Source organism: Pedobacter sp. Leaf250, from assembly GCF_920984735.1.
Lineage (GTDB): Bacteria > Bacteroidota > Bacteroidia > Sphingobacteriales > Sphingobacteriaceae > Pedobacter.
On sequence record NZ_CAKLBU010000003.1, the window covers coordinates 191,030 to 216,329 of the forward strand.

The window sequence follows — 25,300 nt, forward strand, 5'->3', positions numbered from 1 at the left end:
GAAAATATACCGTAAATCTCGGTATGCCTAATCTGGTATACCATAAAATCTTGCTCACTATGCGATTAACCAGCGTGTTTCTGTTAGCAACCTTGATGCAGGTATCCGCTGCCGGATTTGCTCAAAAAATTTCCCTTTCAGAAAAAAATGCATCGATTACACAAATCTTTTCAAAGATAAAAAATCAAAGCGGCTTTGACTTTGTAGCCGATGCAAATTTACTCAGATCGATCCAGCCGATCAATATCAGGGTAAAAAATCTCGACCTTCCCGAGGTGCTGGAGATAATATCCAAGGAGCAACCCCTCAAATTTGAAATCCAGGATAAGATGGTCATAGTGCTTAAAAAAGAGAGTTCGTTTCTGGATCGCCTCTCCTCGGTATTTTTTAAAATTGATATCAGGGGATTAGTTCTGAATGAAAAAGGGGAGCCTATGGGAGGGGCAAATGTTTTGGTCCTTGGGACGAAGCAGTCGGCAAGGACTGGTCCTGATGGCTCATTCTCGTTTCTGAACCTCTCTGGAAAGGAAACCTTGGTGACCAGTTTTATTGGTTATAAATCTGACACGCTTACCTTAACCGGACAAAGAAGTGTTGCTATTGCGATGAAACCCCTGGCTGCAGTGCTGGAGGAAATAGCCGTGGTTAGCACAGGTTATCAGGATTTAAACAAAGATCGTGCGACTGGCTCATTTGGTATAGTCACAGCAAAGGAGCTTGCCAAATTTCCGACTATTAGCTTACTGGAGAGGCTACAGGGCCTGGTTCCAGGGGTAAACATCTCTACTAAAACAATAGCAGGGCAAAGCCGGAACGGTACGGTAAATATTCGGGGCATCTCCACAATTGTAGGACAGTATACTCAGGTTAGTGTTGAACCTCTGCTGGTAGTTGACGGATTTCCATCGCAGATTTCAATTGCTAGAGGGGCCCTGGATTTACTTAACCCGGAGGATATTCAGCAAGTAACATTTTTAAAAGATGCCGCTGCATCCTCAATATGGGGCATTCAGGCCGCTAATGGAGTGATTGTTATCACCACCAAGAAAGGTAGAAAGAATTCTGCTCCTGCCGTTAATTTTACCACCACCTATAGCACAAGTGCCAAGCCCCAAACGGATTTCGGGCAAATGATGTCTATCACAGATTATATTGCCCTGGAAAAAGACTTAATCAACGCTAATATTTTTATAGATCCGGTGCCATCATCCTTTCGTGCAGCCAACAATACACAAGCTCAGGCCATTATATTCAGAAATAAGCGTGGAGAAATTTCAGAAACCCAGATGAATATGGAACTTGCCGCCCTTGCCCAGAATGATAATAGTGATCAAATCGATAAGTACTTACTTCAACGACCTGCAACCAGACAATATACGCTATCACTATCTGGTGGGGGAGTTAACAGTTCTTACCACATGTCTGGATACTACTATACCGATGATAGGGTATATAAGGCAAATAAAAATAAGGGCTATTCTTTTAATCTGGGGTCATCATCAGTACTTTTTAAAGGGGCGGTTACCATCAATAGCTCAATAAGTTATGCCAATACAACAGATCAGACCAATCCGGCATCAGCACAGGCAATGAGCATGTCTGGGTTAGGCCTTCGCCCTTATGATATGCTGAAAAATGCTGATGGTACAAACATTTATTACGATGTGTTCATGGTTCCCGCTCAGGCAAGGAATTTCGAAAGATTAGGGTATCTTCCATTTCAGTATTCTCCTATCGATGAACTGAATTATAATAACACTTTAAATACGACCAATAATCTGGGACTTAACGTCGATATTACCGGAAAAATTACATCCTGGCTGAGCCTATCCCTCTCAGGGAATATAGGAAGAAATTTCAATGAACGGGAAAACTACAAAGAGCCGGAAAGCTATGAGGCCCGTATCCTTGTTAACCGAGGGACTAGCATCAATAGCCTAGGCAGACTGGTTTATGGTATTCCCAATGGAGGAAAACTCGACCTTAATAACTCCCTGGTGAGAAGCTATAATTTAAGGGGGCAATTAAATGCAAGTAAAAACTGGGACAATAAACACGAAATTAACATTGTCGTCGGTAACGAGATCCGGGAAGTTTTTAACAAAAGCAGCAGTGAGGCTAGATATGGATACAACAAGGAAATAAATGCCTATTCGCCTGTTAACCCAAGCGTAAGCTATCTGGACATCTTTGGTCAAAGGCCTATTATCGGCGCTACATCAGGACCAGTTATCGAAAGGACAACCAGGGCACTTTCCTATTATGCAAATGGCTCGTATACCTTCAATACCAGATACACCATTTCGGGAAGTGCACGCTTTGATGATTTAAATCTTTTAGGGGTAGAAAGACGTAAAAGAGCGATACCCTTATGGTCAACAGGAGTTAGCTGGAATATCAAACAAGAGAATCTTTTTAAAGATATCAACTGGCTGAGTAGTTTGTCGGCAAGATTCACCCTTGGCTTTACAGGTAACGCCCCTCAGGGTTATGCCCCGGTTACAGTAATTGATCTTCTGGGTACCAACGCCTATACAGGGTTACCATCAGCTGGCATAAACCGTCCTGCACGAGAGAATCTGGCTTGGGAAAAAACAAAAATGCTTAACTATGGTATCGAATTCTCTTTGTTTGAAAACAGGATCTCAGGAACGCTGGAATACTATAAAAAGAAAACCACTGATATTTTTTACGAACTGCCCATAAATGCTACCTATGGCTTTTCCAATACAATTTTTAATGCAGCAATGCTTGATGGCGAAGGGGTTGATCTAGGCCTATCATTCGCATTGATCCGCTCTAAAGAGTGGACATGGAACAACAGTGTTAATCTTTCCTACAATACCAATGTCGTTCATGATGAGCGATTTAAACTGCCAATTGGAAATGAGGATGTTTCACAGGGTCAGATTATCCATGACGGCTATCCAACTGATTTTTTATTCTCTTACAAATTTGCAGGTCTTGATAATAAAGGAGAAACGCTTATCGAGGATCCCAATGTTCCAGGTAAATATTATAATACCTGGGATTTTCCATATTACGACATTAAAGCGTATTCTGGAAGAACGGCATCTCCCTGGTTTGGTGCATACAATACAAACCTTACCTACAAACAATTTGATCTTGGCTTTCAGTTTCAATACCAGCTTGGTGGCGTATTTCGCAAACCATCCATTGACGTGTTAGGTACCTTTGTGAGCCGTGCAGGTGATCTCGCACAACGTTGGAGAAATCCTGGAGATGAAGTCAATACAAATGTACCTGGAATTAATGCTGATTATTCAATGGGATTCAATTATAATACCAGCGTAGAGCGATATTCCAATTCTGATTTGCTGGTACGAAGTAGAAGCAATGTAAAGCTTCAGCAGATAAGACTTTCCTATTCACTTCCTCAGCACCTTGCAACCAAACTAAAAATCAAGGGGTTGACGGCTTCTGCGGTATGCCGCAATCTGGGTATGATATGGGCGGCTAATAAAGAAGGGATTGACCCTGATTACTTGTATTCCGCAAGCACGACATATCAATTGGCTCCTGTAAGAACCTATTCTTTTCAACTTAATCTGAGTTTATAATGCATCAAGATAAAACTATAAGCGTATTGAAAATATTTTTGATCGCTGTATTAACCACGGCACTTTTCTCCTGCCGCAAATATGTAGAAGATGTTCCGGTTCAAGGGCAACGGGTGCTGGTATATACAAACGACTACCGTTTATTAATGAACAATATTAACGATTCGGGCATCGGTTGTGGGCTCCCGGCAATTTTGGGGAGCGATGATGTAAGTTTCAATGATCCTGCTGTTCAACAGGATATATCCTTTGATCCATCGAGAGTTGCTGCCTATACCTGGCGAAAACCATTTTACACAGATAAAACTGACGATTTTGACTGGAACACCATGTATAAGGCCCTTTATACATTCAATACCGTGATCGCAGGTGTTTTAGATAGTAAAGGCGGTACACCCGATGAACGAAATGCCATTTACGCTGAAGGACTCGTTCAGCGTGCTTTCACTTATTTTACCTTGGTTAATTCCTATTCAAAACAATATGACCAGGCCACGGCAGACCAGGATCCTGGTGTTCCGCTATTGTTGGAAGCCAAACTTTTTGTGAATCTTAAAAGAGCCACGGTAGCCGAAGTATATACGCAGATCTTAAAAGATCTTGAGATTTCTATACCATTGATACCCATCAACCAGGTCAACTCTGTAAAACCCAATCGTGCAGCTGCCTACGCTTTGCTCGCCAAGGTTTATCTCAACATGCGCCGGTATGGATCGGCTTTGGATGCCGCAGAAAAATCGACTGCACTTTTTGGCGAACTGACAGATTATAATCAGTTTATCACTGTCGCTTTTCCAAACCTGTTGCAAAACAAGGAAGTGCTCCTGCGTAAAGTTCCAAGAATCAGTTATGGAGCGCTACAGTTAAGCACTGATCTGCTTACTTTACTTGGTACCAAGGATCTCAGGTATACGCTATTCACCAGACCGGGAAACGCCACAAATTTTTATCCAAACTTTTCGGGAAGAGGTTTTTTTGCAGGGGCAGGGGTAGATCCGGCATCTGTGGGGCTAACGACAAGTGATACTTGGTTAATAAGAGCCGAGTGTCTGGCACGCCTGGGGCAAACAGACCCTGCGGTGAAAATACTAAACGATCTCCGCAAGTTCCGGTTCAAACCCGCAGATTTTACATCACTTACTGCGGCAAATAGCCAGCAGGCCCTGCAGCTAGTCATTGACGAACGCAGGAGGGAATTTTTTGGTACAGGGCTTAGATGGTTTGACCAGAAAAGATTAAATAAAGATGCTCTTTTTGCGAAACCGCTCATCAGGACATTTGCCGGAGAGACTTACACATTGCTTCCGAATAGCAATGGATACGTTTTTCCGTTTTCTTCTATCATCGTTAACCAGAATCCCGAAATTATTCAAAACCCGGAGTAAATAAAGGTATCAGGTTTTATCTGTGGGTATGTAAACATAGATAAAGGATACTTATGTCCAAAAATCAGAATTATGAAACAAAGTATAGTAAAAATAGAACATCTGTCACATCGTTACAGCAGTAGCTGGGCGATACGGGATATTAATATAGAAATCTCCGACTTTGGTATCGTAGGCTTGCTGGGATCAAATGGGGCAGGTAAATCCACTACGATGAATATCCTCTGCGGATCACTAAATCAAACAGAAGGATCGGTGTATATTAACGGTATCAATTTCAGGGACGACCCCATGCAGGCTAAGATGGAAATTGGATTTCTTCCACAAAATCCACCTTTGTACCTGGACTTAACGGTTGATGAGTACCTGAATTATTGTGCATCACTTAGAAACATGTCTGGCAAGATCAAAAAAGATGCTGTGGAAGAGGCAAAAGACCGTTGCGGCATCAGCCACTTCAGTAGCCGTTTGCTAAAAAACCTTTCCGGAGGGTACCGCCAACGTGTCGGAATCGCTCAGGCGATTGTTCATCGGCCGAATGTACTGGTTTTAGATGAACCAACGAATGGCTTGGATCCAAATCAAATTATTGAAGTACGTTCACTAATCAGAGAAATAGCGAAAGACAGGGTAGTAATTTTTTCATCCCATATACTCTCTGAGGTTCAGTTGCTGTGCAGGGATATCAAAATGATCGAAAACGGCAAAATAGTTTTCGAGGATACTATGGATGCTTTCAACAACTACATCGAACCCCACAGTATGCTGGTTCATTTGAACAATATGCCCAATATCGCGGAACTCGAGGCTATTCAGGGGATCATGAGGGTTGAATTACTCAATGACAGGCTTGTTCGCCTCTTTTTTAGTGGAGAGCCTGAAATTACGGAGACGATCGTAACTCAAAGCGTAAATAAGGGTTGGCGTTTACAGGAAATCAGTCTTGAAAAAAACTCGGTCGAGGAAATATTTAAACAACTTTCACAACATTAATCCCTTAACATATTCTTAATGAAAACAATATTCAGAATCGCCAGAACAGAGTTGAAGCTGCTTTTTTATTCTCCAATTGCGTGGTTCCTTATCATCATCTTTATGGTCCAATGTGGAGTCGTATACATGAAAGGGCTAGGGGACATCGTACAAATGCAAGACAGTGGATACAAGATGCCTTTTAGCATCATCGCCTCGATCTTCTCCGGAGCAAACGGCGTTTTTTCTACGGTAATGGGAAACCTCTACCTTTATCTTCCGCTATTGACGATGGGGCTGATTAGCCGTGAGACCAGTAGTGGGACCATAAAACTCTTATATTCTTCTCCTATCCGTGTAAGGGACATTGTTTTGGGGAAGTTTACGGCCATGATGGCTATGAGTCTGTTGATGATAGGCATTGTTGCGGCATATATCATCATCAGCTGCTTTTTTGTAAAATCACCTGATATCGGAATGCTTCTCAGTGGCTTGTTGGGCCTGTTTTTATTATTGTGTGCATATTCAGCCATTGGCATATTTATGTCTTCGCTTACAACCTACCAGATAGTCGCTGCAGTATGCACTTTTGTAACCTTTGGAATTTTATATAATGTTTCCGGGCTTTGGAAGGGTATTCCGTTTTTAAGGGATGTAACCTATTTTTTATCTGTAGCAGGCCGTACCGACTGGATGCTCGCAGGATTGATTACCAGTAACGGGATAATATATTTTCTCGCAATCGTATTCCTTTTCCTGAGTTTAACGATCTACAAGTTGAAATCAGGAATGGAAACCACTTCTGCGTCAGCAAAAGTGCTGCGGTACAGCTTAATTGTGATCACTACTATTGCAATCGGATACATCAGTTCCATTCCCCAGTTAATCATTTATTTCGATGTGACAACTAATAAAACCAATACCCTTAAACCTTCAACTCAGCAGATTATTCGTGAACTTGGAGATGAACCCTTAGAAGTTACCGGATATATGAATCTATTTGGCGGCTTTATGGAAGATGGAAATCCTGAATCGTACCAGAAAAATATTAATCAATGGTTGCCTTATGTCCGTTTCAAACATAATATCGAACTTAAAACGGTGATGTATTATGACACGCTTGCGCAAGGTGGCGGCATTATGAACGCTAATAAAGGTAAAACTCTTGCTCAGGTAGCTGCAAAGGTGGCTGAAAATGTGAACCTCAACCTCGACGATTTCAAAACCCCGGAAGAAATCCGAAAAAATATTGACCTTTCAAAGGAGCCCAATTTCTACATCATGCAGTTAAAATATAAGGGGCGCAAAACTTTTTTACGGGTTTTTCCTGATAACGATCACTGGCCGTCTGAAACCGAAGTTTCAGCTGCCTTGAAAAGGCTGCTTCAGGCAAAAATGCCCAGAATTCTTTTTGCAACAGGAGAACTGGAGCGGAATATTAATAAAATTGGCGATCGGGAATACCAGGCCCTTACCAATCTTAAAACTTTTCGAAGTTCTTTGTTGAATCAAGGTTTTGATGTGGATACCATCGCCCTGTCGAGCACAGCCGTTCCACAAGGAATTTCTGCGCTGGTGGTTGCAGATCCGAAAGTTGCGCTTAATTCTTCAGCATTGAAAAATTTGCAGACATACATTGATAACGGCGGAAACTTAATGTTATCGGGAGAACCGGGGAAACAAAGTATTCTGAATCCGATTCTGCAGCAAATGGGCGTTCAGTTTATGCAGGGTACCATTGTTCAGCAGAGTAAGCAGCTTCAGCCTGATCTCGCCGCACCTTTTCTAACAGGAGCAGCTGCAGGGATGTTTCTGCCATTGGCAAAAGTGCATCAGGATAGTATCGTGGTGTCTATGCCATCAGCTGGAGCACTTTCCTTCGAGAATCACAGTGATTTTGTTATCAATCCCTTATTGGTAACCGACCCGGGCAAAAGCTGGCTAAAAAGAGATAAGTTTTTGAATGACTCGGCAGTGGTTGAATTCGAGCCGGCAAAAGGCGACCTAAAGAAGTCCCTGCCACTTGCGCTAAGCTTAAGGAGGAATGTAAAAGGTAAAGATCAGCGCATTATTGTTCTTTCTGATGCAGACCTAATGTCCAATGCAGAGCTAAACCGCTTTAATATGAGGACAGCAAATTTCGTGTTCAATACCGGACTATTCAGTTGGTTGAGTTATGGCGCATTCCCGATAAGCAGCTTTAGGCCTTCGCCGCAGGATACCGTTCTTTTCTTAGCAAAAGATCAGGTTAAATTAATCAGAATAATACTGCTATGGGTAGTACCGGGTATGTTGTTGGCCTGTGGCAGTTTGATATTAATTCGTAGAAAAAGAAAATAACTATGTCTTTTCAAACCGATCAGCAAACATTGGATGACCTGAATATATTTGGCCGTCCAGGTCAGAAGTCTATTTTCGAAATCTTTAATAAAACGAAGACTCGAGGAGGAGCAGGTGTCATGGAGGAAATGTTTCGCTCGCCACTTACAGATGCGCAGAAAATAAATAGTAGGGCCGCCATTATCCAATACCTGCAATTATCCGGAGGGGATTTTCCGATAAGTCTGGATCATTTCGATCCGATCGAATCTTATATTAGGATGAAGGATGAACGGACCAAATTGTCGGCTAAGGAAGATTCGCTCACTTCGCGGATCAATAACTTAGTTGCCCTAGACTCGGATACAGCTTTAATTCATCAGGGAATTGCTGCTTTGATTAAATTGCTTGGACAACTACGCGATTTTCTCAAACTTCAGGAGACGGTATTCGAACATCCATTTGCAGACAGGTTTAGTGTTATTGCAAATATTTTAAACGACCCAGATTTTTTTACCATTCTGCAATCGCACAGCGGACGAGCCCCGTCCACCAGGGAATTCATTGCTTATGACGAATTTTTTAGATTCCTTCACAGAGAAGAGGTTTTCCTCGTCCTTGATTTTGTGTATCAGCTGGATGCCTATTTTGCGATCGCTAAAGTAGCGACGGAAAGGAAATTTGTATTTGCGAATGCCTTACCAATGGACAGGAGGGTTTTGGATGTGCAGGGATTCTTTCATCCCCATATAGATCGGGCTGTAGCCAATTCCATCGGGATGCGAAGCGATCTTAATGTGGTGTTCCTGACTGGCGCTAACATGGCAGGTAAATCGACTTTCATGAAGTCTTTCAGTATAGCGCTTTTTCTTGCGCACATGGGTTTTCCTGTTCCGGCCGAAAAAATGGACTTTTCCGTACTGGACGGAATGTATACCACCATCAACCTGCCTGATAACCTCGGGATGGGTGCGAGTCATTTTTATGCAGAAGTTTTAAGAGTGAAAAAAATTGCAGCTGAATTAAAATCCGGTAAAAACCTCTTTGTGCTTTTCGATGAAATGTTCCGCGGCACAAATGTAAAAGATGCCTGTGAGGCAACTATCGCCTTTACTCAGGCATTTTCGCTTAAACGAAATAGTATGTTTGTGATTTCTACCCACATCATCGAAGCCGGAGAGGTTTTAATGGAAAGATGCAATGGTATCAATTTCATTTATTTACCCACAAGCATGCAGGAAAATATGCCCTCGTATTCTTATAAGATACAGCAAGGGCTGACTGCAGATAGACACGGACTTTTAATTATTATGAATGAAGGAATTTTGGAAATTCTAGAATCTGGACTGGAGCAGAATAAAAAAGGCTGATATGAGTTTTATAATAGACAAACAAACCCGGAATGATCTTAACTTATCGGGTAAATACAGATCCGGTTCAATATTCAGTTTATTTAACAAGGTAAAGACTGCAGGCGGAGAAAAACTTCTTCAGCAAATGTTTAATGCCCCATTTACAGACACTGAAAATATCAATAAACGCAGTGGGATTTTTCAGTACATACAACACAGTGGTTTAGACTTTCCATTCAATAGCAATCAGTTTAAGGACGCAGAAGACTACTTAGCCGAAGAGAATAATGATTTCTATTTTATCTCATTTGTTAAAGTTTACAGCAAAAAAATTAGAGGGGTTCTTTTACGAGAGCAGCAGTATGACAATCTTATACGGGGTTTAGCTGCTATGCTTTCCATCCTGAATACCACAAATGCTTTTTTGAATAAATACAGAGATCGACCTTCTTATCCGCTGGATGACCTGATGACCAACTTTAGGACGGTTCTTGAGGATACGCGTTTAGGTAAGCTAATTGGAAATGAAGTGCTAAACGAAATGCCGCTATATCAGATTGCAGAGTTTGACTTTATGTTGAGACAGCGCTTACGGAAAGAAATGTTATTGCTATTGGAGACCCTATTCCATCTGGATGTTTACACTGCAGTAGCCAGAGTTGCCGAATTAAATAACTTTTCCTATGCGGAATCGGTAAAATCAACGGATAACATCATGGAAATCGATTCACTCCGCCATCCGGCGTTGCCCAAAGGTGTCGCCAATCACCTGCGTTTTGGTCAACCAGAAAACATGGTTTTTCTGACCGGAGCAAATATGGCCGGAAAATCTACACTCATGAAATCTTTTGGAATTGCTGTCTATCTGGCGCACCTTGGATTCCCGATTGCAGCAAAATCCATGCGCTTTTCAGTTAGAGATGGCCTGTTTTCCTCTATTAATATGGCAGATAATCTGGAAATGGGACATAGCCACTTTTATGCGGAGGTTTTAAGGGTAAAGGAAGCAGCGGTTAATGTAGCCTCGGGGAAAAGTTTTGTGGTCCTTTTTGATGAACTTTTCAAAGGCACCAATGTTAAGGATGCTTATGATGGAACCTTACTGGTTACCAAGGCTTTTTCGAAGTATCAAACCGCTGTCTTCATCATTTCCACTCATATCATTGAAGTTGGTGAAGAACTCAGAAAAAGTAACGGGGACATACAGTTTAAGTATTTACCTACCATCATGAACGGTACTATACCCAACTATACTTATTTGCTAAAAGACGGAATCACCTCTGACCGCCAGGGAATGCTTATTATAGAAAATGAAGGTATTCTCCAACTTTTAAAAGACTAATCACTTACACGGAAAATGAAAAATAACAGATTAATCCCATTTCGTAGCGCACTGATCGCGTGCTTGCTCATGCTTTTTTTGTACCCAGATGTTTTAGCTCAAAAAAAGCTAACTAAACTGCAAGCTGAGAATGCGGCACAGAAAGAATGGAATGAAGAGAAAAAAAGACTTTTACCTGCTGCTGAACGTGCCTGGGGAGAGGGAGTAATCACTTTTGAACAATATAAAATGGCGATTGCTTACCGCATTTTTGGTGCTAAACCTACCGGGGGACGGAGTCTGTATATTTCGCTGCATGGTGGTGGAAATGCTCCCGTTGCGGTTAATAATCAGCAGTGGGAAAATCAGAGAACGCTTTATAACATCAAGGAAGGATTAGTGGTGGTACCAAGAGCTCCGACTAATACCTGGAATTTGTGGCACGAGGATCATATTGACAATATGCTGGACTCTATAATCACATACGCGGTAATTTCCCAGGACGTTAATCCGGATAAAGTTTATATTCTTGGATACTCTGCGGGTGGAGATGGTGTGTTTCAGTTGGCACCCCGCATGGCCGATAGGTTTGCAGCAGCTTCCATGATGGCAGGACATCCCGGAGATGCTGATATGAGCAACCTCAGAAATCTGCCCTTTTCCATATTTATGGGAGGCCTGGACTCCGCATACAACAGAAATACTTTAGCCGCCAGGTATAACGGAAAACTTGACAGCTTACGTGCACAAGATCCGGGAGGCTATGTCCATGAGTTTCATTTATATCCCGATAAACCACACTGGATGGATAAAAGGGATACCATAGCAATCCCCTGGATGGCAAATTTTGTAAGAAACACGTTGCCAAAAAAGGTAATCTGGGTTCAGGACAACCGCCTGCAGCATCGCTTTTACTGGCTGTCTACCTCAATTCAAAAAACAGCACCAGGAGAGAAAGCGGAGGTAGAAATTAAGGGTAACCAAATACTGGTTTCCAGAAATGATTTTAGCGAGCTTGAACTCAATCTCAACGATCAGCTGGTCGATCTGGATAAACCTGTAACTGTTATCATCGGCGGAAGAAAGGTTTTTGATAAGAAGATTGAGCGAAGCCTTGGGATTGTTAAGATTACAGTTGGACAGTATCGCGATCCTCATATGATATTTAATGTCAAACTGCTCGTCAAAGCTAATCAGGTCAAAGAGGTAAATTAAGTGCTTCTGCCAGAGCTTATCAGTAGCTAGCTGGATTTAATTAAGCGGAATTTGCTTCAATGTCCTGAAAAAAGAATCCTAAAGACAGACTATAAACCTGGATCGGAGAAATATTTCAAAAGAAGTACAACAAGCCATTACTTAGCTTTTTTCATGTCCAGTTTCATTAGATAGATTGTATCAGGGTCATTTTTAATAAGCGCTACAAAATTAGTTTTAGTTGGATGATTGGTAAGGGGAGATGTCAGCTGGCGCTCCCCTCTATCATGAACCTGAAAACTTGAGGTTGTCGTTTATTTACTAATTTGCATATTATTGGTTCGCCGGATTTCTATGGATGAATAGGTTGATGCTTATTCTATTACTTATTATAAAACATCGGGCATGTTTATTGAAAAGAACACGCCAATTGAGAATAATTTCGAGTTTCATTGACCAATGGATAAACCAGAGTGGATTGACCCCACGTCACCGATATTAAAATTATTGTAAAGTTTTGTTTGCCTGTATATTAGTGAATTGGCGAGAAGGGGTCAGACAAATTGGTTTGTCCAGTATAGATTAATTTCTTCTATAAGTCCGGCTCTTGGTCGGCATCTTTGAATATGACCGTGATTATAAAAAGGCTGTCTTTTCAATATTTCTTAAGTTAATCCAGTTTTACGGCTCGCAACCTTAATGAGTTTAGGATAACGGATACTGAACTAAAACTCATAGCCAGTGCCGCAATCATAGGAGATAGCAAGATTCCAAAAAATGGATACAAAACACCTGCTGCAATGGGGATTCCCAGCGCATTATAGCCCAAGGCAAAAAACAGGTTTCCCCTAATATTTGCCATTACCTTATGGCTCAATAGTCTTGCTTTAGCAATCCCGTTAAGGTCGCCCTTTACCAAAGTTATGTCAGCACTTTCAATGGCTACGTCCGTGCCTGTACCCATCGCTATTCCTATATCTGCCTGGGACAATGCAGGGGCATCATTTATACCATCACCAGCCATAGCTACTTTTTTCCCTTCTTGCTGTAAACGTTTAATTTCGTTCAGTTTATCTTCCGGCAACATCTGGGCTTTATATCCATCCAGCCTTAAGGTCGCACTTACTGCCTTTGCAGTGTCTTCATTGTCTCCTGTAAACATGAATACCTGTAAGCCTTCCTTTTGTAATTTCATGATGGCCTCTACACTCGATTCCTTGATTTTATCAGAAATGACTACAAACCCAATAGCATGTTCACCTAGGGCTAGATAAGAAACCGTTTTACCTTGTTTCTGCTCTGCCTTAACTTGTTCCATTAGTCCGGGTGTAATTGCTGCATGAACCTGTTCCATTAATTTCTCATTGCCCAGAGCCAGGTTTTCCTTTTCAAAAATTCCAACAACCCCTTTCCCGCTAACAGCTTCAAAATGTTCAATAGGTAATCGATTTATGTTCTTTTCTTCTCCATAGCGTAAAGTAGCCTGAGCAAGCGGATGTTCGCTACTGCTGTTTAAGGAAATAATCTTTTGGAGAATATCTATTTCAGTAAACTTAGGATCTGCACTGACCACCCTTTCAACTGAAGGCTTACCTTCGGTAACGGTACCAGTCTTATCGATCACGACAATATCAATGGCATTCAATTTTTCCAGGGACTCTGCATTTTTGATCAGTACGCCTGACTTTGCACCCTTTCCAACGCCCACCATGACCGACATTGGCGTAGCAAGGCCTAATGCACACGGACAGGCGATGATGAGCACCGCGATTGCATTTACAAATGCATACACATAAGAAGGCTCCGGACCATATATTGCCCAAACGATAAAAGTCGCCACTGCAATAAATACAACAACAGGGACAAAGTATCCAGATATCTTATCGGCCAGCTTTTGAATGGGCGCTTTTGAACGACTAGCTGAATTTACCATATCAATGATCTGGGAAAGCAGGGTTTCTGATCCCACTTTTTCAGCCACCATTATAAAGGTTTTATTTCCGTTGATCGTCCCGGAACTTACCTGATCACCTGGCTTTTTCTCTACAGGGACAGGTTCCCCGGAAATCATGGATTCATCAATGGTGACTTCTCCCATTTTGATACTTCCGTCAACAGGCACCTTTTCGCCTGGCTTTACCCGAAGCAAGTCTCCTTTTTGAATGTCATCAATAGCTACCGTTTCTTCCTTTTCACCTACGATCCTGGTTGCCTGATTTGGTGCGAGTTTCAAAAGTTCCCTTATAGCACTGTTTGTCTTTCCATGTGCCCGTGCCTCTAAAAGCTGACCTAGTAGCACCAGTGTTAAAATGACCGCTGCCGCTTCAAAATATACATACACGGTGCCTGAATGGGTCTTAAACTGATCTGGAAAAATGCCTGGGGATAATAAGGCTAGTAAACTAAAAAGCCAAGCTACCCCTGCCCCGATTCCTATTAAGGTAAACATACTCAGGTTCCAGGTCACCGCTGACCTCCATGCCCTTTCAAAAAACATCCAGGTTGCATAAAACACGACCGGGATTGATAAAGCAAATTGCACCCAGTTCCAGTACTTAAGTTCCATTAATTTAAACAAGGGATTTCCAGGCATCATTTCTGACATGGAAATTAAAAAGATTGGAACAGTAAAAAGTGCTGCTATCTTAAATTTACGCAGTAACCGATCATAAGTTTTGTCATCTTCCTTATTAGAGTCATTATCTGCAATTTGCACAAGATCCATTCCGCAGATCGGACAAGCGCCAGGCTGGTCACGAATGATCTCCGGGTGCATAGGACAGGTGTATTGCGTAGTTTGTTTTAAGACAGGCTGCCTCACCAAATCCATTCCGCAGACGGGGCAATCACCAGCTTTATCATAAGTTTTCTCTCCCTGGCAATGCATCGGGCAGTAATACTTTCCTGACCATGGTTTCGCCGTTTTCCCCTTTTGATCAGCCCCTGCAAGATCGACTTTTATAAAAGAGGCTGCGCTGTGATCATGCGCCTTCGCTATTTGATGATCCCCTAGCAGTAAGATTTTATAATCTCCGGCATTAGATAAGGCTTGCTGCAAGATTTCTACAGGCACATGCCTTTCCATTGTGACGGTTGCCTCAGGCGGCATCAAGGTAACTGCTGCAGAAACACCTTCGATTCCATTTAGCGCTTGTGCTACTTTTTTGCTGCAGCCCTGGCAGCTCATTCCACTTATTTGATAGGTGTGCTTCATAATGCTTATGATTAATAAGTGATAGTAAGTCCAGCTCCATAACCCATATCGCTGTCATAGTGGGTAGAGAAGGAGAAATATTTAGTAACAATGTACCTAAAACCAGCCATATATTCTTTATCGGTATTGGCCATAAAGTTGAAGCGTAACCTACTGGTTAGTGGAATATCTTCACGCATCAGCTGGAAGCGTAATTTCCCTTTACTGTCCAGTCGGGCCTCAGCGGTGACTAGCATCGGAAGAATGTACTGCGCACCAATCACGGCTGCCTTTCTGTTCTTTTGATTGCTGAGTTGCCCAAATAGATTATTTTCCCTTTCATTGTTCATGCGGTTATAATGATAGTCAAAACCGACGAACGGCATCAGCCACTGCATCCTGCCAATATAGCGCCCGAAGTAAGTTTCGCTTTCAATCCCATGTTCTGATTTTAAACCAACTCTCCACTCTGTAGATAAGCGGTAACGGGTATTGGAAAACATCAGCTCTCCGTCACTACCATTGCTTTCCAGCCCAATACTGGCCATTGGGTGATACTTCCTGTCATCAGCAGAAAGTTTTTTCCAGGCAAGCTTAGTATCAGGCAGTTCAGGATTAGGCGGTGAATTTTCATAACTAAATACCCTTCCCATACCACTCATCATATGATAAAGGATATGACAGTGGAAAAACCAGTCGCCTCCATTTTCGCTGGCCGCAAACTCTATCGTATCTCTTTCCATTGGCATAATGTCCAGAACATTTTTCATGGGAGCATTTTCGCCCTGCCCATTAACGACCCTGAAATCGTGACCATGCAGGTGCATTGGATGACGCATCATGCTGTTATTGAACATAATGATCCGTACGTTTTCGCCTTTTTTCATCAGGATCTTATCACTTTCTGAAACCGTTTTATTATCTAAAGTCCACACATATCGGTTCATGTTTCCAGTTAGATCAAACTTTAATTCTTTCCATGACCCTTTGGGTAGCGTCGTCTTCTTAGGACCACGAAGCATATTGTAATTCAGGGTTACCATATCAGGGTTCCCATCAGCCATATTCATTCCCGCCATGCTTTTATCATTCGGCATCTGCATGCCGGCATGATCTGCCTTTTTATTATCTGCTTTTGGATTTTCCCCGCCGGTTATCTCAGGATACATAACCGTATTCATGTCCATGATTTGGTTCTGCATTTTCATGCCCTCCATTTCAATCATATTGCCCTGCATGTCCATCATGTCGTTCATCATTTTCATGCCGGCAAAGTATTTTGGTCTCTTTAATTTTATCGCAGTCACTTTTTCCCCACTTCCTAGCCAAAGGGATGCTGAACTAGTACGATCCTCCGGAGTGACTAAAAACTCGTATTTCTTGTTTTCCGGAATCGTTACCACAACATCATAAGTTTCAGAAGTTGCAATTATCAACCTGTCTACTTCGACCGGCTCCACATCATTTCCGTCAGTAGCCACAACAGTGATCTTTCCACCAGCATAGCTTAGCCAGAAGTAATCAGAAGCTCCACCATTTGCAATGCGCAGCCTGACCTTGTCCCCGGCCTTGAATTGGGGCTGTTCGTTTTGGTTTTTACCGTTAATTAAAAATGCATCGTAGTAAACATCACTTACATCCATGGCCGTCATGCGTTTCCATTCATTGTTTACCTTGGTCTTAAAATTTCCACTTTTTATGGCCTCTAAATAGTTTTGTGTAGTTCCTTTTTGTATGGCAAACCAGTCTGTAGCATTCTTAAGGCTGCGATGAACTTCTTCAGGTTTCATATCTGTCCACTCACTTAATACAAGGGGGATGGTGGGAATGTCCCATTCCTTTCTTTTATTCATAATAAAAGCTCCATACATACCTATCTGTTCCTGAAGCATGCTATGGCTATGGTACCAATGGGTACCATGCTGAATAATCGGAAATTTATAAACATAAGTGGTGTGGGGCATGATTGGCATCTGCGTTAAAAAAGGCACCCCATCCATTTTGTTGGGCAGGAAAAGTCCATGCCAGTGAAGAGCGGTTTCTTCATCCAGGTTATTGTGCACATAGATCAAGGCAGTATCGCCTTCGGTAAAAGTTAGCGTCGGCATGGGGATTTGCCCATTCACAGCAATCGCCCTCTTAGATTTCTTTCCATAAGTTACCGTGGTATCGGCTATGTACAGATCATAGCGAACAGTGCGGGGTGGCGTACTACTTGTAATGATTTTTATAGGCCCTAACTGTGCTTTTGAATTTTTAATATTCTCCATTGTGACATTGTCATCTCCCATTTGCATTCCTTTCATACCCTCCATACTATCCGACTTTTTAGCATCTTCTTTCATGGGCATATCCATTCCCTCATGCTTAGTGGGAGCTGTCTTTTGGGTTTCCTTTACCAGTTTCATTCCACATTTAGGGCAATTACCGGGCTTGGAAGCATGGATCTCAGGATGCATGGGACAGGTATAGGTTTCACCTGAAGAAGGTGCTTCGACAGCCGGCTTTTGCGGCGACATTTTCATACCGCCCATACCTTCTTTTTTTGCAGGCTGAGTTTTTCTACCTGGCACGGCCTTTTTGGCCGTAACGCTTTTTTTCTTCTGAATAACCAGCTTCATGCCGCACTTTGAGCAATTGCCTGGCGTCTTGCTCTGGATTTCAGGGTGCATAGGGCAGGTATAGACTACCGGCTGTTGCTTCTGCTGCAATGATATGGCGTATCCATCGTGCGCAGATGCGAACCCGTACAAACCCATCATTAAAATACATACTATCAATTTTTTCATCTCTATTAATTTTTTGAAAGATTGTCTTTCGTTTCTTCTATCCAGTTCAGGATTAAGTCTTGCTCAGCTTTGGAAAGTCTGGCATTTTTGTGGATCAGTGTATAGGAGCTTATGGGCATTGTTCCGTCTTTAATGGTATTATATATTGCTTTTAGCTTACTTTGCTGCCTGCCAAAGGAGTAACTGCCAAACTCATTGAAATTAATTTCCTCTTTCCCCTTCTTGATATGCGAGGCAAGCCACCAACCAATGGGCTGTATCTGAGCATACCAGGGATAATTGGTGTTGTTGCTATGGCAGTCGTAACAGGACGTTTTTAATATCCCCTGTATTTTACCTTCCATTGGGTATATCCGGATGATATCGGCAGGGTAATCCTTCACGCTAATATTACTGGCAGGCCGAATGAACTGAATAAAAACCAGTACCCCTGCTAATAACAAAAGACCATGTCGCACCCGGACCATAATTAGTTTAGTTCTTCCTTAATGCTGCCACAGCTTGGCATTCCCTTTCCCAGGTATGGGTTTTGTATCTCTTTGGTCTCGCTAAGCCAGTTACCACCCTTTTCATTATTGTACATCGGACAATTATCATAATAAAGCTTCTGATTCGGGCTGCCACCCGCCTTAACCAGGTCGTAAATTTCCTGGCTTAAGGTTTCAAAGTGTTCCCGCTGATGTTTGATGTTCCCTGCATTGGCTCCGATATGTTCAGCATGTTCTTTTGCATCATCAGCGATATCCGTAAAGACTTTAGATTGTTTTGTCCTTAGCGAAGCTTTGTTTACTGCTGATATGGCCTCAACAAGGCTTCTTCCAGCCTGCGCAGCAGTCTTATCGTCGTCTTTGGTTAATGCATTTTTCAAGTTTAGATATTCTGTTACAATCCTTTTTATAGGGCTGAGTGCTTCGACTGTTTTTGTGGTAGATCCAGTTTTTCCGGTATCAATTGCTTTACCAGTATCCCCAGTATCTTTAACCCCACTATTACAAGCGGAAAATAATAGCATGGCCAGTGCCATACCTAATATTGCAGTTTTCATTTTTTTTTGAATAGTAAGAAAGCCCCAGGCTATTGCTTGGGGCACTTAGATAATAATTATTTTTTAGTTTCAACCACATTTCCACAAGTCAGCATGGCGCTGCCGTAATATGGATTCTTAACTGCTTTTTCGCTGCTTAGCCAATTACTTTTTTTCATTGGGCAATACATTTGGTAAACAGGTTCAGCCGATAATTTTGATGCTTTGGCCAGGGCGATCATGCCGGTTGAAAGACCTGCAAAATGCTCACGCTCAATTTTTAGATCTTTGCTTTTAGCAAGTTTACCAGCATGTTCCAATAAGGCTTTCTTATTAGTTTCACCAATTACTTTCGCATCAGTATTTTTTACCGCATTAACGAATTCCTGGGATTTTGAAGCTGCAAGTTTGGCATCACCACTTACTAATGCGTCTTTAATATTGTAATATAAAGGAAGGAGCGCAACAGCTTGCGTTTGATGACCAGCATAGTCAGTTTGTGCAAATCCATATTGCACAAAGGAAGTTGCGATAATAGCAACCATTAGAAATATCTTTTTCATTTTGTTGATTTTAATAGAATAATTACTTAGCTGGAATGGTTAATACCATTCAGAAAATGATCAAACTTTAAAATCAAATTTGGAAACTTTGTATGGCAATACGTACGTCGGGAATTGGCGGACGGTAATGCCGGACAAAATAGGTATTAGGAACGTTTACTGGAAAAGTAACCGCATCGCCAATTCGATAAACTGTCGAAGGCAAAATAAAAAATGAAGAGGATAACAGACTATAATTAAACCCAGGCTGTGTCAGCTTATCGGCTTTTGTTATTTTGTCTACTTGTTCTTTGCAGCAGTTATCTTTTTGACTTTTTGAGGTATGATGATCAACAATGCTTTGATCATGACTATGCTTTGTATGATCATGATGTTTGCCGTTCTTGTGAGTATGCTTTACGGAACTAACAACTTTTTGGTCTTCATGGTGCTTTGCGTTAAAGCCCATATCCATACCAACCGCACAGGCAAAGCCAACTAAGGTATTCAACAAGAATACAAAAGTTAAAAAGGCTGCTTTAAGCTGTATGGAGAAACTAATTTTCATCTATATGAATGTAGAAGTATTTATTAATACCGTACTAATTACAAAGATAGCTATCCTTATGTTTCTTAAGTTACATAATTCCACATGATTTTATATAATTTTCAGATGGTAAAAAGATAGATCAACGCTACAAAGAATGGATTTTATAATATACCTAAATATTTGCAAGCAATTTAACTTTTCGTAGTTCATCAAAAAACGGTCCTTTTCTGGGAAAATTTTTGATTAATGGCATTCGAATGAAAATATTATACTATTTATAACTCGCTAATTTACAATGGTTTAATAATCCTTATCAATGTAATGTTTGAGTCTTTGACAAAAAGTCTAACAGTTTATTTTTTAACACTAAAAAATGTTGATGAATAAAACTGCTTTCTCCTTGCAAAAAAGGATGTTTTTTATTAATTTTAAGTTAGTAATCAAAGGTAAAAAGTCTGACAAAAGTCTGCCAAATACCCCCTAAAAATAGCGAAATGAGAAAAGTAAAACCCCTCTCAGAGTATCAAAAAGGCATCTATGGAGAAATATTAGGCGAATTTTTCAATCCGATATTCTCCACGGTATCTTTTAAGTCATTATTTTCAATGACTTAAAAGATTTTTTTTTGGATTTAACTCAGACTCAAGTCTGCCACAAACGTCCCGGGAACCAAAATTTAACTCATTCCGTTTGGGATTGATTATTTTTTAGCAATCACTGTTGTTAGCATTTTGTTTTTAAGGATTGAGCATATATTACTCTACAGGAAAACAATGACTCCGCAAATTTAATTGTAATTTGATCATAAGTTCTACTGTGATTTCTTAATATTTCCTTCTTTAGCTGGAGATAAATTAAATGATTTTTTCAGTCTGAATGAATTCGCTTGGCGTTTTGCCAAAATGTTTCTTAAACTCCAGGCTAAAATATTTTCTATCATTAAATCCTACAGCATAAGCCACTTCGGCAATGTTTCCAGCATTCTGTTTGAGCAATTGAGCAGCCCGTTTAATTCTTAACGATTTGATGAAGTCGTTGACCGAAAGATCTGTAAGTGCCCTGATTTTTTTATAAAGCACAGGCTGGCTCATGCCAATTTCTACCGATAAGGTAGGCACATCAAATTCAGGATCGGAAATATGATTCTCGATAATCTGCATAATCTTCGCCAGAAACCCTTCATCCGTTTTATTGATGACCAGATTTTTAGGCTCGAGCGTAATCACCTGGGCGAATTTTTGCCTGATGGTTTCCCTTGCTTTTAGTGTGTTCTTGATATTCAACTCCAACATCTTCAGGTTGAAAGGTTTCATGATGTACGCATCGGCACCATTTTCAAAACCATTAATTTGATGAACATAAGCTGACCTTGCTGTCAACAAAATCACAGGAATATGGCTTGTCCTTTCGTCGGTTTTTATTCTACGGCAAAGTTCCAAACCATCCATCACAGGCATCATCACGTCGCTGATAATTAAATCGGGAATGAGTTCAATGGCACTTTCCAAGCCATCCATTCCGTTTCTACTGTCGTGAATGTGATAATCTGCTGCTAAAGCATTTTTGATAAAAGTTCGCACTTCATCGTTATCCTCAACAACCAAAATGTGATGTTTTTTACTTTCTGAATGTGCAAGCAAGGTTTCTGTTAGCTGAGGTGCTGCCGTTTCTGATAAATTGTAAGTGATGGCGTCATCGGCGTAAACATAATCTGCAATAAAATCTGAAGCGTTAAAATGTTCTTTTCCGATTTTTAAATTGACGCTGAAACAGGTGTAGCCATTTTGATCAACCTTTGCTGGTAAACTTTGAAAGGCGATTTTACCTTGGTGTAACTCGACAATACTTTTTGAAAAAGATAATCCCAAACCAGTGCCAATAGTGGTATTGGCATTTGCCTGATAGAAATTATTAAATAAGTTATTTTGATTTTCCAATGGAATTCCCTTCCCATTATCACAAATTTTAATGGTTGCTAAATCGTTGTTTTGAGTAATTTCTAAACCGATTTTTCCACCATTTGGCGTAAATTTGAAAGCATTTGACAGTAAGTTGAATAACACCTTTTCCATTTGAACCTGATCAAAATACAATTCCAGCTGGCTTGTTTCCGATTGAAAACTATAGTCGATTTGCTTAGAGATTGCCATATTCTGGAAAGCCATAAAAATCTCCTTTGAAAATTTCACAATATCTCCATAACTAACACGAAGCGCCATTTTGCCGCTTTCCGCCTTTCTAAAGTCGAGCAATTCGGTTACCAGATTCATCAAACGATCAGCATTATTTTTAATGGGCTGTAAATCTCGGTTTAATGTGGGGTTGTCTTTTGCGTTTTCGATTAATTGCTCCAAAGGGCCGACAATTAAAGTTAATGGCGTACGGATTTCGTGAGAAATATTCGTGAAAAATTCCAGTTTGTGCTCATTCACTTCTTTTTCCTTTTTAAGTAATGCCCTGATTAATATATATCGGGCAAGCACGAACAGCACAACGGCAAGCACTCCAAAATAAAACAAATACGCCCACCATGTTCGGTAAAAAGGAGGATTTACGATGATGGTTATTTTTTCGGTATTGGCACTTAAAACGCCATCATTGTTGATTCCTTTGACTAAAAAAGTATAGTTGCCGGCAGGTAAATTAGTGTAAGTTGCTGTTGGGGTGCTTACCTCATTCCAAACTTTTTCAAATCCATCTAATTTATAAGCATACCTGTTTTTTTCAGGTTTAATAAAGTTCAACAGCGCAAAACTTAAGCTAAATGTATTCTGATCACTATTGAAAATTAGTTTATCTTTCAGGCTTATGTTTTCATTCAGCAAACCATCGCTATCATTTATGCTAACAGTTTTATTGTTCAGTTTTAATTCGGTGATGATTACTTCAGACGATTTATCGTTGCTTTGAATATTATCAGGAAAGAAGCTGATCAAACCATTGTATCCTCCAAAAAACAATTCGCCACTACTGCTTTTGAAAAAGGCATTTGCGTTAAATTCGTTGCCCGGCAAACCATCAGCCACAGTATAATTTTTAAATGTTTTTTTCTGCCGGTTGAACATGGAAAGTCCGTTGGCGGTGCTGATCCAAAGGTTTTGCTGGTCATCTTCTACAATACCCAAAACATTATCGTGTGGTAAACCATTTTTTGTGGTATAAGCTTTAATTGAATTGTTCTTCTGGTCATATAACAATAATCCGCTGTTATAGGTGCCGATAAAAATCTCGTTAGTTTTGGTTTTTGATATGCAGTTTACATAGTAATTAAGTGCATGATTTGATTCACGATCAAGTGCGGTGTAAAACTTATTGCCAGTTTCGTCGTAAATCAAAAAGCCATTTGTGGTACCAAAATAAGTCTTGGAGCCGCTTACCATTAATGCTTTTACCTTCGCCGAATTGGGAATAGAAACCGGAAGCTTAAAATCTTTAAATTCCGTTTTCTCTGGATTGGAAATTTTAATGCCATTACGCTGGGTCGCGACAATTAAACGGTGCGATTGATTTTCAACGATGGCACTGATTTCATCGGGTACATCTTCATTTCGATTACTAAAATTAAAGCTTTTGAAACGCTCAGTTTTTGGATCGTAAACATTTAACCCACCGGAATGCGTTCCGATATATAATTTTTGATCGCTGGCAAAATACACCGTTTTAACCAGATTTGATTTTAAGGCATTGGCGTTTCCGGTATTTTGATAGGCTATAAATTTTTGAGTGGCTTTGTTGTAAAGATTTACGCCGCCACCTTCTGTTCCAATCCATAAATTTTTGTTGTCGTCTTCTGCAAAACCACTGATTACATTGTTATTGATGCTTGAATTGCTCCGGCTTCTGTTGTGAACGGTAAAAGCAGTAGTGTACGGATAATTGATGTTTATGCCGCCAAAGTAAGTACCCACCCATATCGAACCATTTTTATCCTTGTATAGTTTATGTACAGAGTTTTGATTCAGGCTTTTATTATTGTCTGGATCGAACTGCAAATTTTGACACGTGAATTTTTGGGTATCCATAATGCTAATCCCATTCAATGTCCCAATCCACAACTTGCCGGCATCATCCACCACCATATTCCGAATCGTATTACTTACGATTGTATTTTTATCAGTTGCTGAATAGGTGAAATGTTTAAATTTTTGTGTCGATGGATCAAATAAATTTAACCCGTTACTTTGTGTGCTTACCCATATTTTACCGTTTTTATCTTCTGTAATGTTGGATATATAATTCGAACTGATATCCTCAGGTCTTCCGTTATTTTGAAAAACAGTGGTTTGATACTGGCCGTTAATCAGCCTCATTTTAAGTAGTCCGTTTGATGTACCTACCCAAATATTTCCCTGCTGATCTTCTTTAACTGATCGTATATTATGAAAAGGGCCATTGCCATTTTTGTTATTGAAAAATTTTTTGATGTTTGATAGCTGACCATCTTTCAGAAGATTCAACCCATTCAAGGTTCCAATCCAGATATTCCCCTTCCTGTCTTCGGTAAAGCAATTAATTACATGGCTACTCAAGCCTTTTGAGTTTTTAGGCTGACTTACAACACGTTTGAAAGCATCACTTTTTTCATCATAAATATTTAATCCAACGCTGGTTCCAATCCACAGGTTTTTCTTAGAATCGGAAAATAAACTGGTTACATAATTATTGGAAAGAGATGTGCTATCAGTTTCTGAATATTGGTAGATTTTAATATGATGACCATCATAACGATTTAACCCGTAACGCGTACCAAACCACATCAAACCATTTTTATCCTGGGTAATGGAAAGCACCGAAGTTTGCGATAATCCTTTCTCCACGCCCAGGTGATCAAATAAGATAGGTTGTTGCGATTTTACAGAAAGTGTTATTCCTAAAAATAAGATTGCCGATAGCAAGTTTTTAAAGGAACTGTGCAACATAGGGAATAATTGGCTAATTTGGTTGTGATGCCTTAAAAGTATGGTTTAAAAGCATTTCTGCCAAATTTTTAGAAATTTATCCCTATTTATTTTGAAAATTATCCCTCCTTAAAATGGCTTTCAACCTATGTTTGTTCAAAGCAACGGGCACTTTCGCAA

Annotated in this window: 14 protein-coding genes; 7 read left to right on the forward strand and 7 right to left on the reverse strand. The window is 40.6% G+C overall.

Translation table 11 applies throughout. The features are described 5' to 3' along the window. Window positions 1-329: 329 nt before the first annotated feature. From LUA91_RS04045 to LUA91_RS04075, 7 genes are all read left to right on the forward strand, one after another. Window positions 330-3,581, forward strand: a complete 3,252-nt coding sequence (locus LUA91_RS04045) for a SusC/RagA family TonB-linked outer membrane protein (RefSeq protein WP_231424744.1) — start codon at window positions 330-332, stop codon at window positions 3,579-3,581. 26 nt (window positions 3,582-3,607) lie between these two features. Beyond that, entirely contained in the window at window positions 3,608-4,966 is a 1,359-nt protein-coding gene (locus LUA91_RS04050) for a RagB/SusD family nutrient uptake outer membrane protein (RefSeq protein WP_231424745.1), read from the forward strand. 72 nt (window positions 4,967-5,038) lie between these two features. After that, on the forward strand, window positions 5,039-5,959 hold the full coding sequence (locus tag LUA91_RS04055) for an ABC transporter ATP-binding protein (RefSeq protein WP_231424746.1): 921 nt from the start codon (window positions 5,039-5,041) through the stop codon (window positions 5,957-5,959). 18 nt (window positions 5,960-5,977) lie between these two features. Then, on the forward strand, window positions 5,978-8,278 hold the full coding sequence (locus tag LUA91_RS04060) for a Gldg family protein (protein ID WP_231424747.1): 2,301 nt from the start codon (window positions 5,978-5,980) through the stop codon (window positions 8,276-8,278). A 2-nt stretch (window positions 8,279-8,280) separates the two neighbouring features. Further along, window positions 8,281-9,627, forward strand: a complete 1,347-nt coding sequence (locus LUA91_RS04065; RefSeq protein ID WP_231424748.1) for a DNA mismatch repair protein — start codon at window positions 8,281-8,283, stop codon at window positions 9,625-9,627. A gap of 1 nt (window position 9,628) precedes the next feature. After that, the gene (locus LUA91_RS04070) at window positions 9,629-10,951 is read left to right on the forward strand and encodes a DNA mismatch repair protein (protein ID WP_231424749.1); all 1,323 of its coding nucleotides are present in this window, start codon (window positions 9,629-9,631) and stop codon (window positions 10,949-10,951) included. A gap of 15 nt (window positions 10,952-10,966) precedes the next feature. After that, on the forward strand, window positions 10,967-12,145 hold the full coding sequence (locus tag LUA91_RS04075; protein ID WP_231424750.1) for a hypothetical protein: 1,179 nt from the start codon (window positions 10,967-10,969) through the stop codon (window positions 12,143-12,145). 649 nt (window positions 12,146-12,794) lie between these two features. On the opposite strand, the gene LUA91_RS04080 is transcribed toward LUA91_RS04075, so the two are convergent. The 7 genes from LUA91_RS04080 to LUA91_RS04110 form a co-directional block, all read right to left on the reverse strand. Next, window positions 12,795-15,338 (reverse strand): heavy metal translocating P-type ATPase, encoded by a 2,544-nt coding sequence (locus tag LUA91_RS04080; protein ID WP_231424751.1) that lies wholly within the window; start codon window positions 15,336-15,338, stop codon window positions 12,795-12,797. 11 nt (window positions 15,339-15,349) lie between these two features. After that, the gene (locus tag LUA91_RS04085) at window positions 15,350-18,106 is read right to left on the reverse strand and encodes a multicopper oxidase domain-containing protein (RefSeq protein WP_231424752.1); all 2,757 of its coding nucleotides are present in this window, start codon (window positions 18,104-18,106) and stop codon (window positions 15,350-15,352) included. A gap of 5 nt (window positions 18,107-18,111) precedes the next feature. Beyond that, window positions 18,112-18,573 (reverse strand): heme-binding domain-containing protein, encoded by a 462-nt coding sequence (locus LUA91_RS04090; protein WP_231424753.1) that lies wholly within the window; start codon window positions 18,571-18,573, stop codon window positions 18,112-18,114. Window positions 18,574-18,575: 2 nt separating this feature from the next. Then, complete coding sequence (locus LUA91_RS04095; protein WP_231424754.1) at window positions 18,576-19,151, reverse strand: DUF3347 domain-containing protein; 576 nt, start codon at window positions 19,149-19,151, stop codon at window positions 18,576-18,578. 56 nt (window positions 19,152-19,207) lie between these two features. Next, on the reverse strand, window positions 19,208-19,693 hold the full coding sequence (locus tag LUA91_RS04100; RefSeq protein ID WP_231424755.1) for a DUF3347 domain-containing protein: 486 nt from the start codon (window positions 19,691-19,693) through the stop codon (window positions 19,208-19,210). A gap of 73 nt (window positions 19,694-19,766) precedes the next feature. After that, window positions 19,767-20,240 (reverse strand): hypothetical protein, encoded by a 474-nt coding sequence (locus tag LUA91_RS04105; protein WP_231424756.1) that lies wholly within the window; start codon window positions 20,238-20,240, stop codon window positions 19,767-19,769. A gap of 836 nt (window positions 20,241-21,076) precedes the next feature. Then, a complete protein-coding gene (locus LUA91_RS04110) occupies window positions 21,077-25,141 on the reverse strand; it encodes a hybrid sensor histidine kinase/response regulator transcription factor (protein ID WP_231424757.1) in 4,065 nt (1,354 codons plus the stop codon). Window positions 25,142-25,300: the final 159 nt, after the last annotated feature.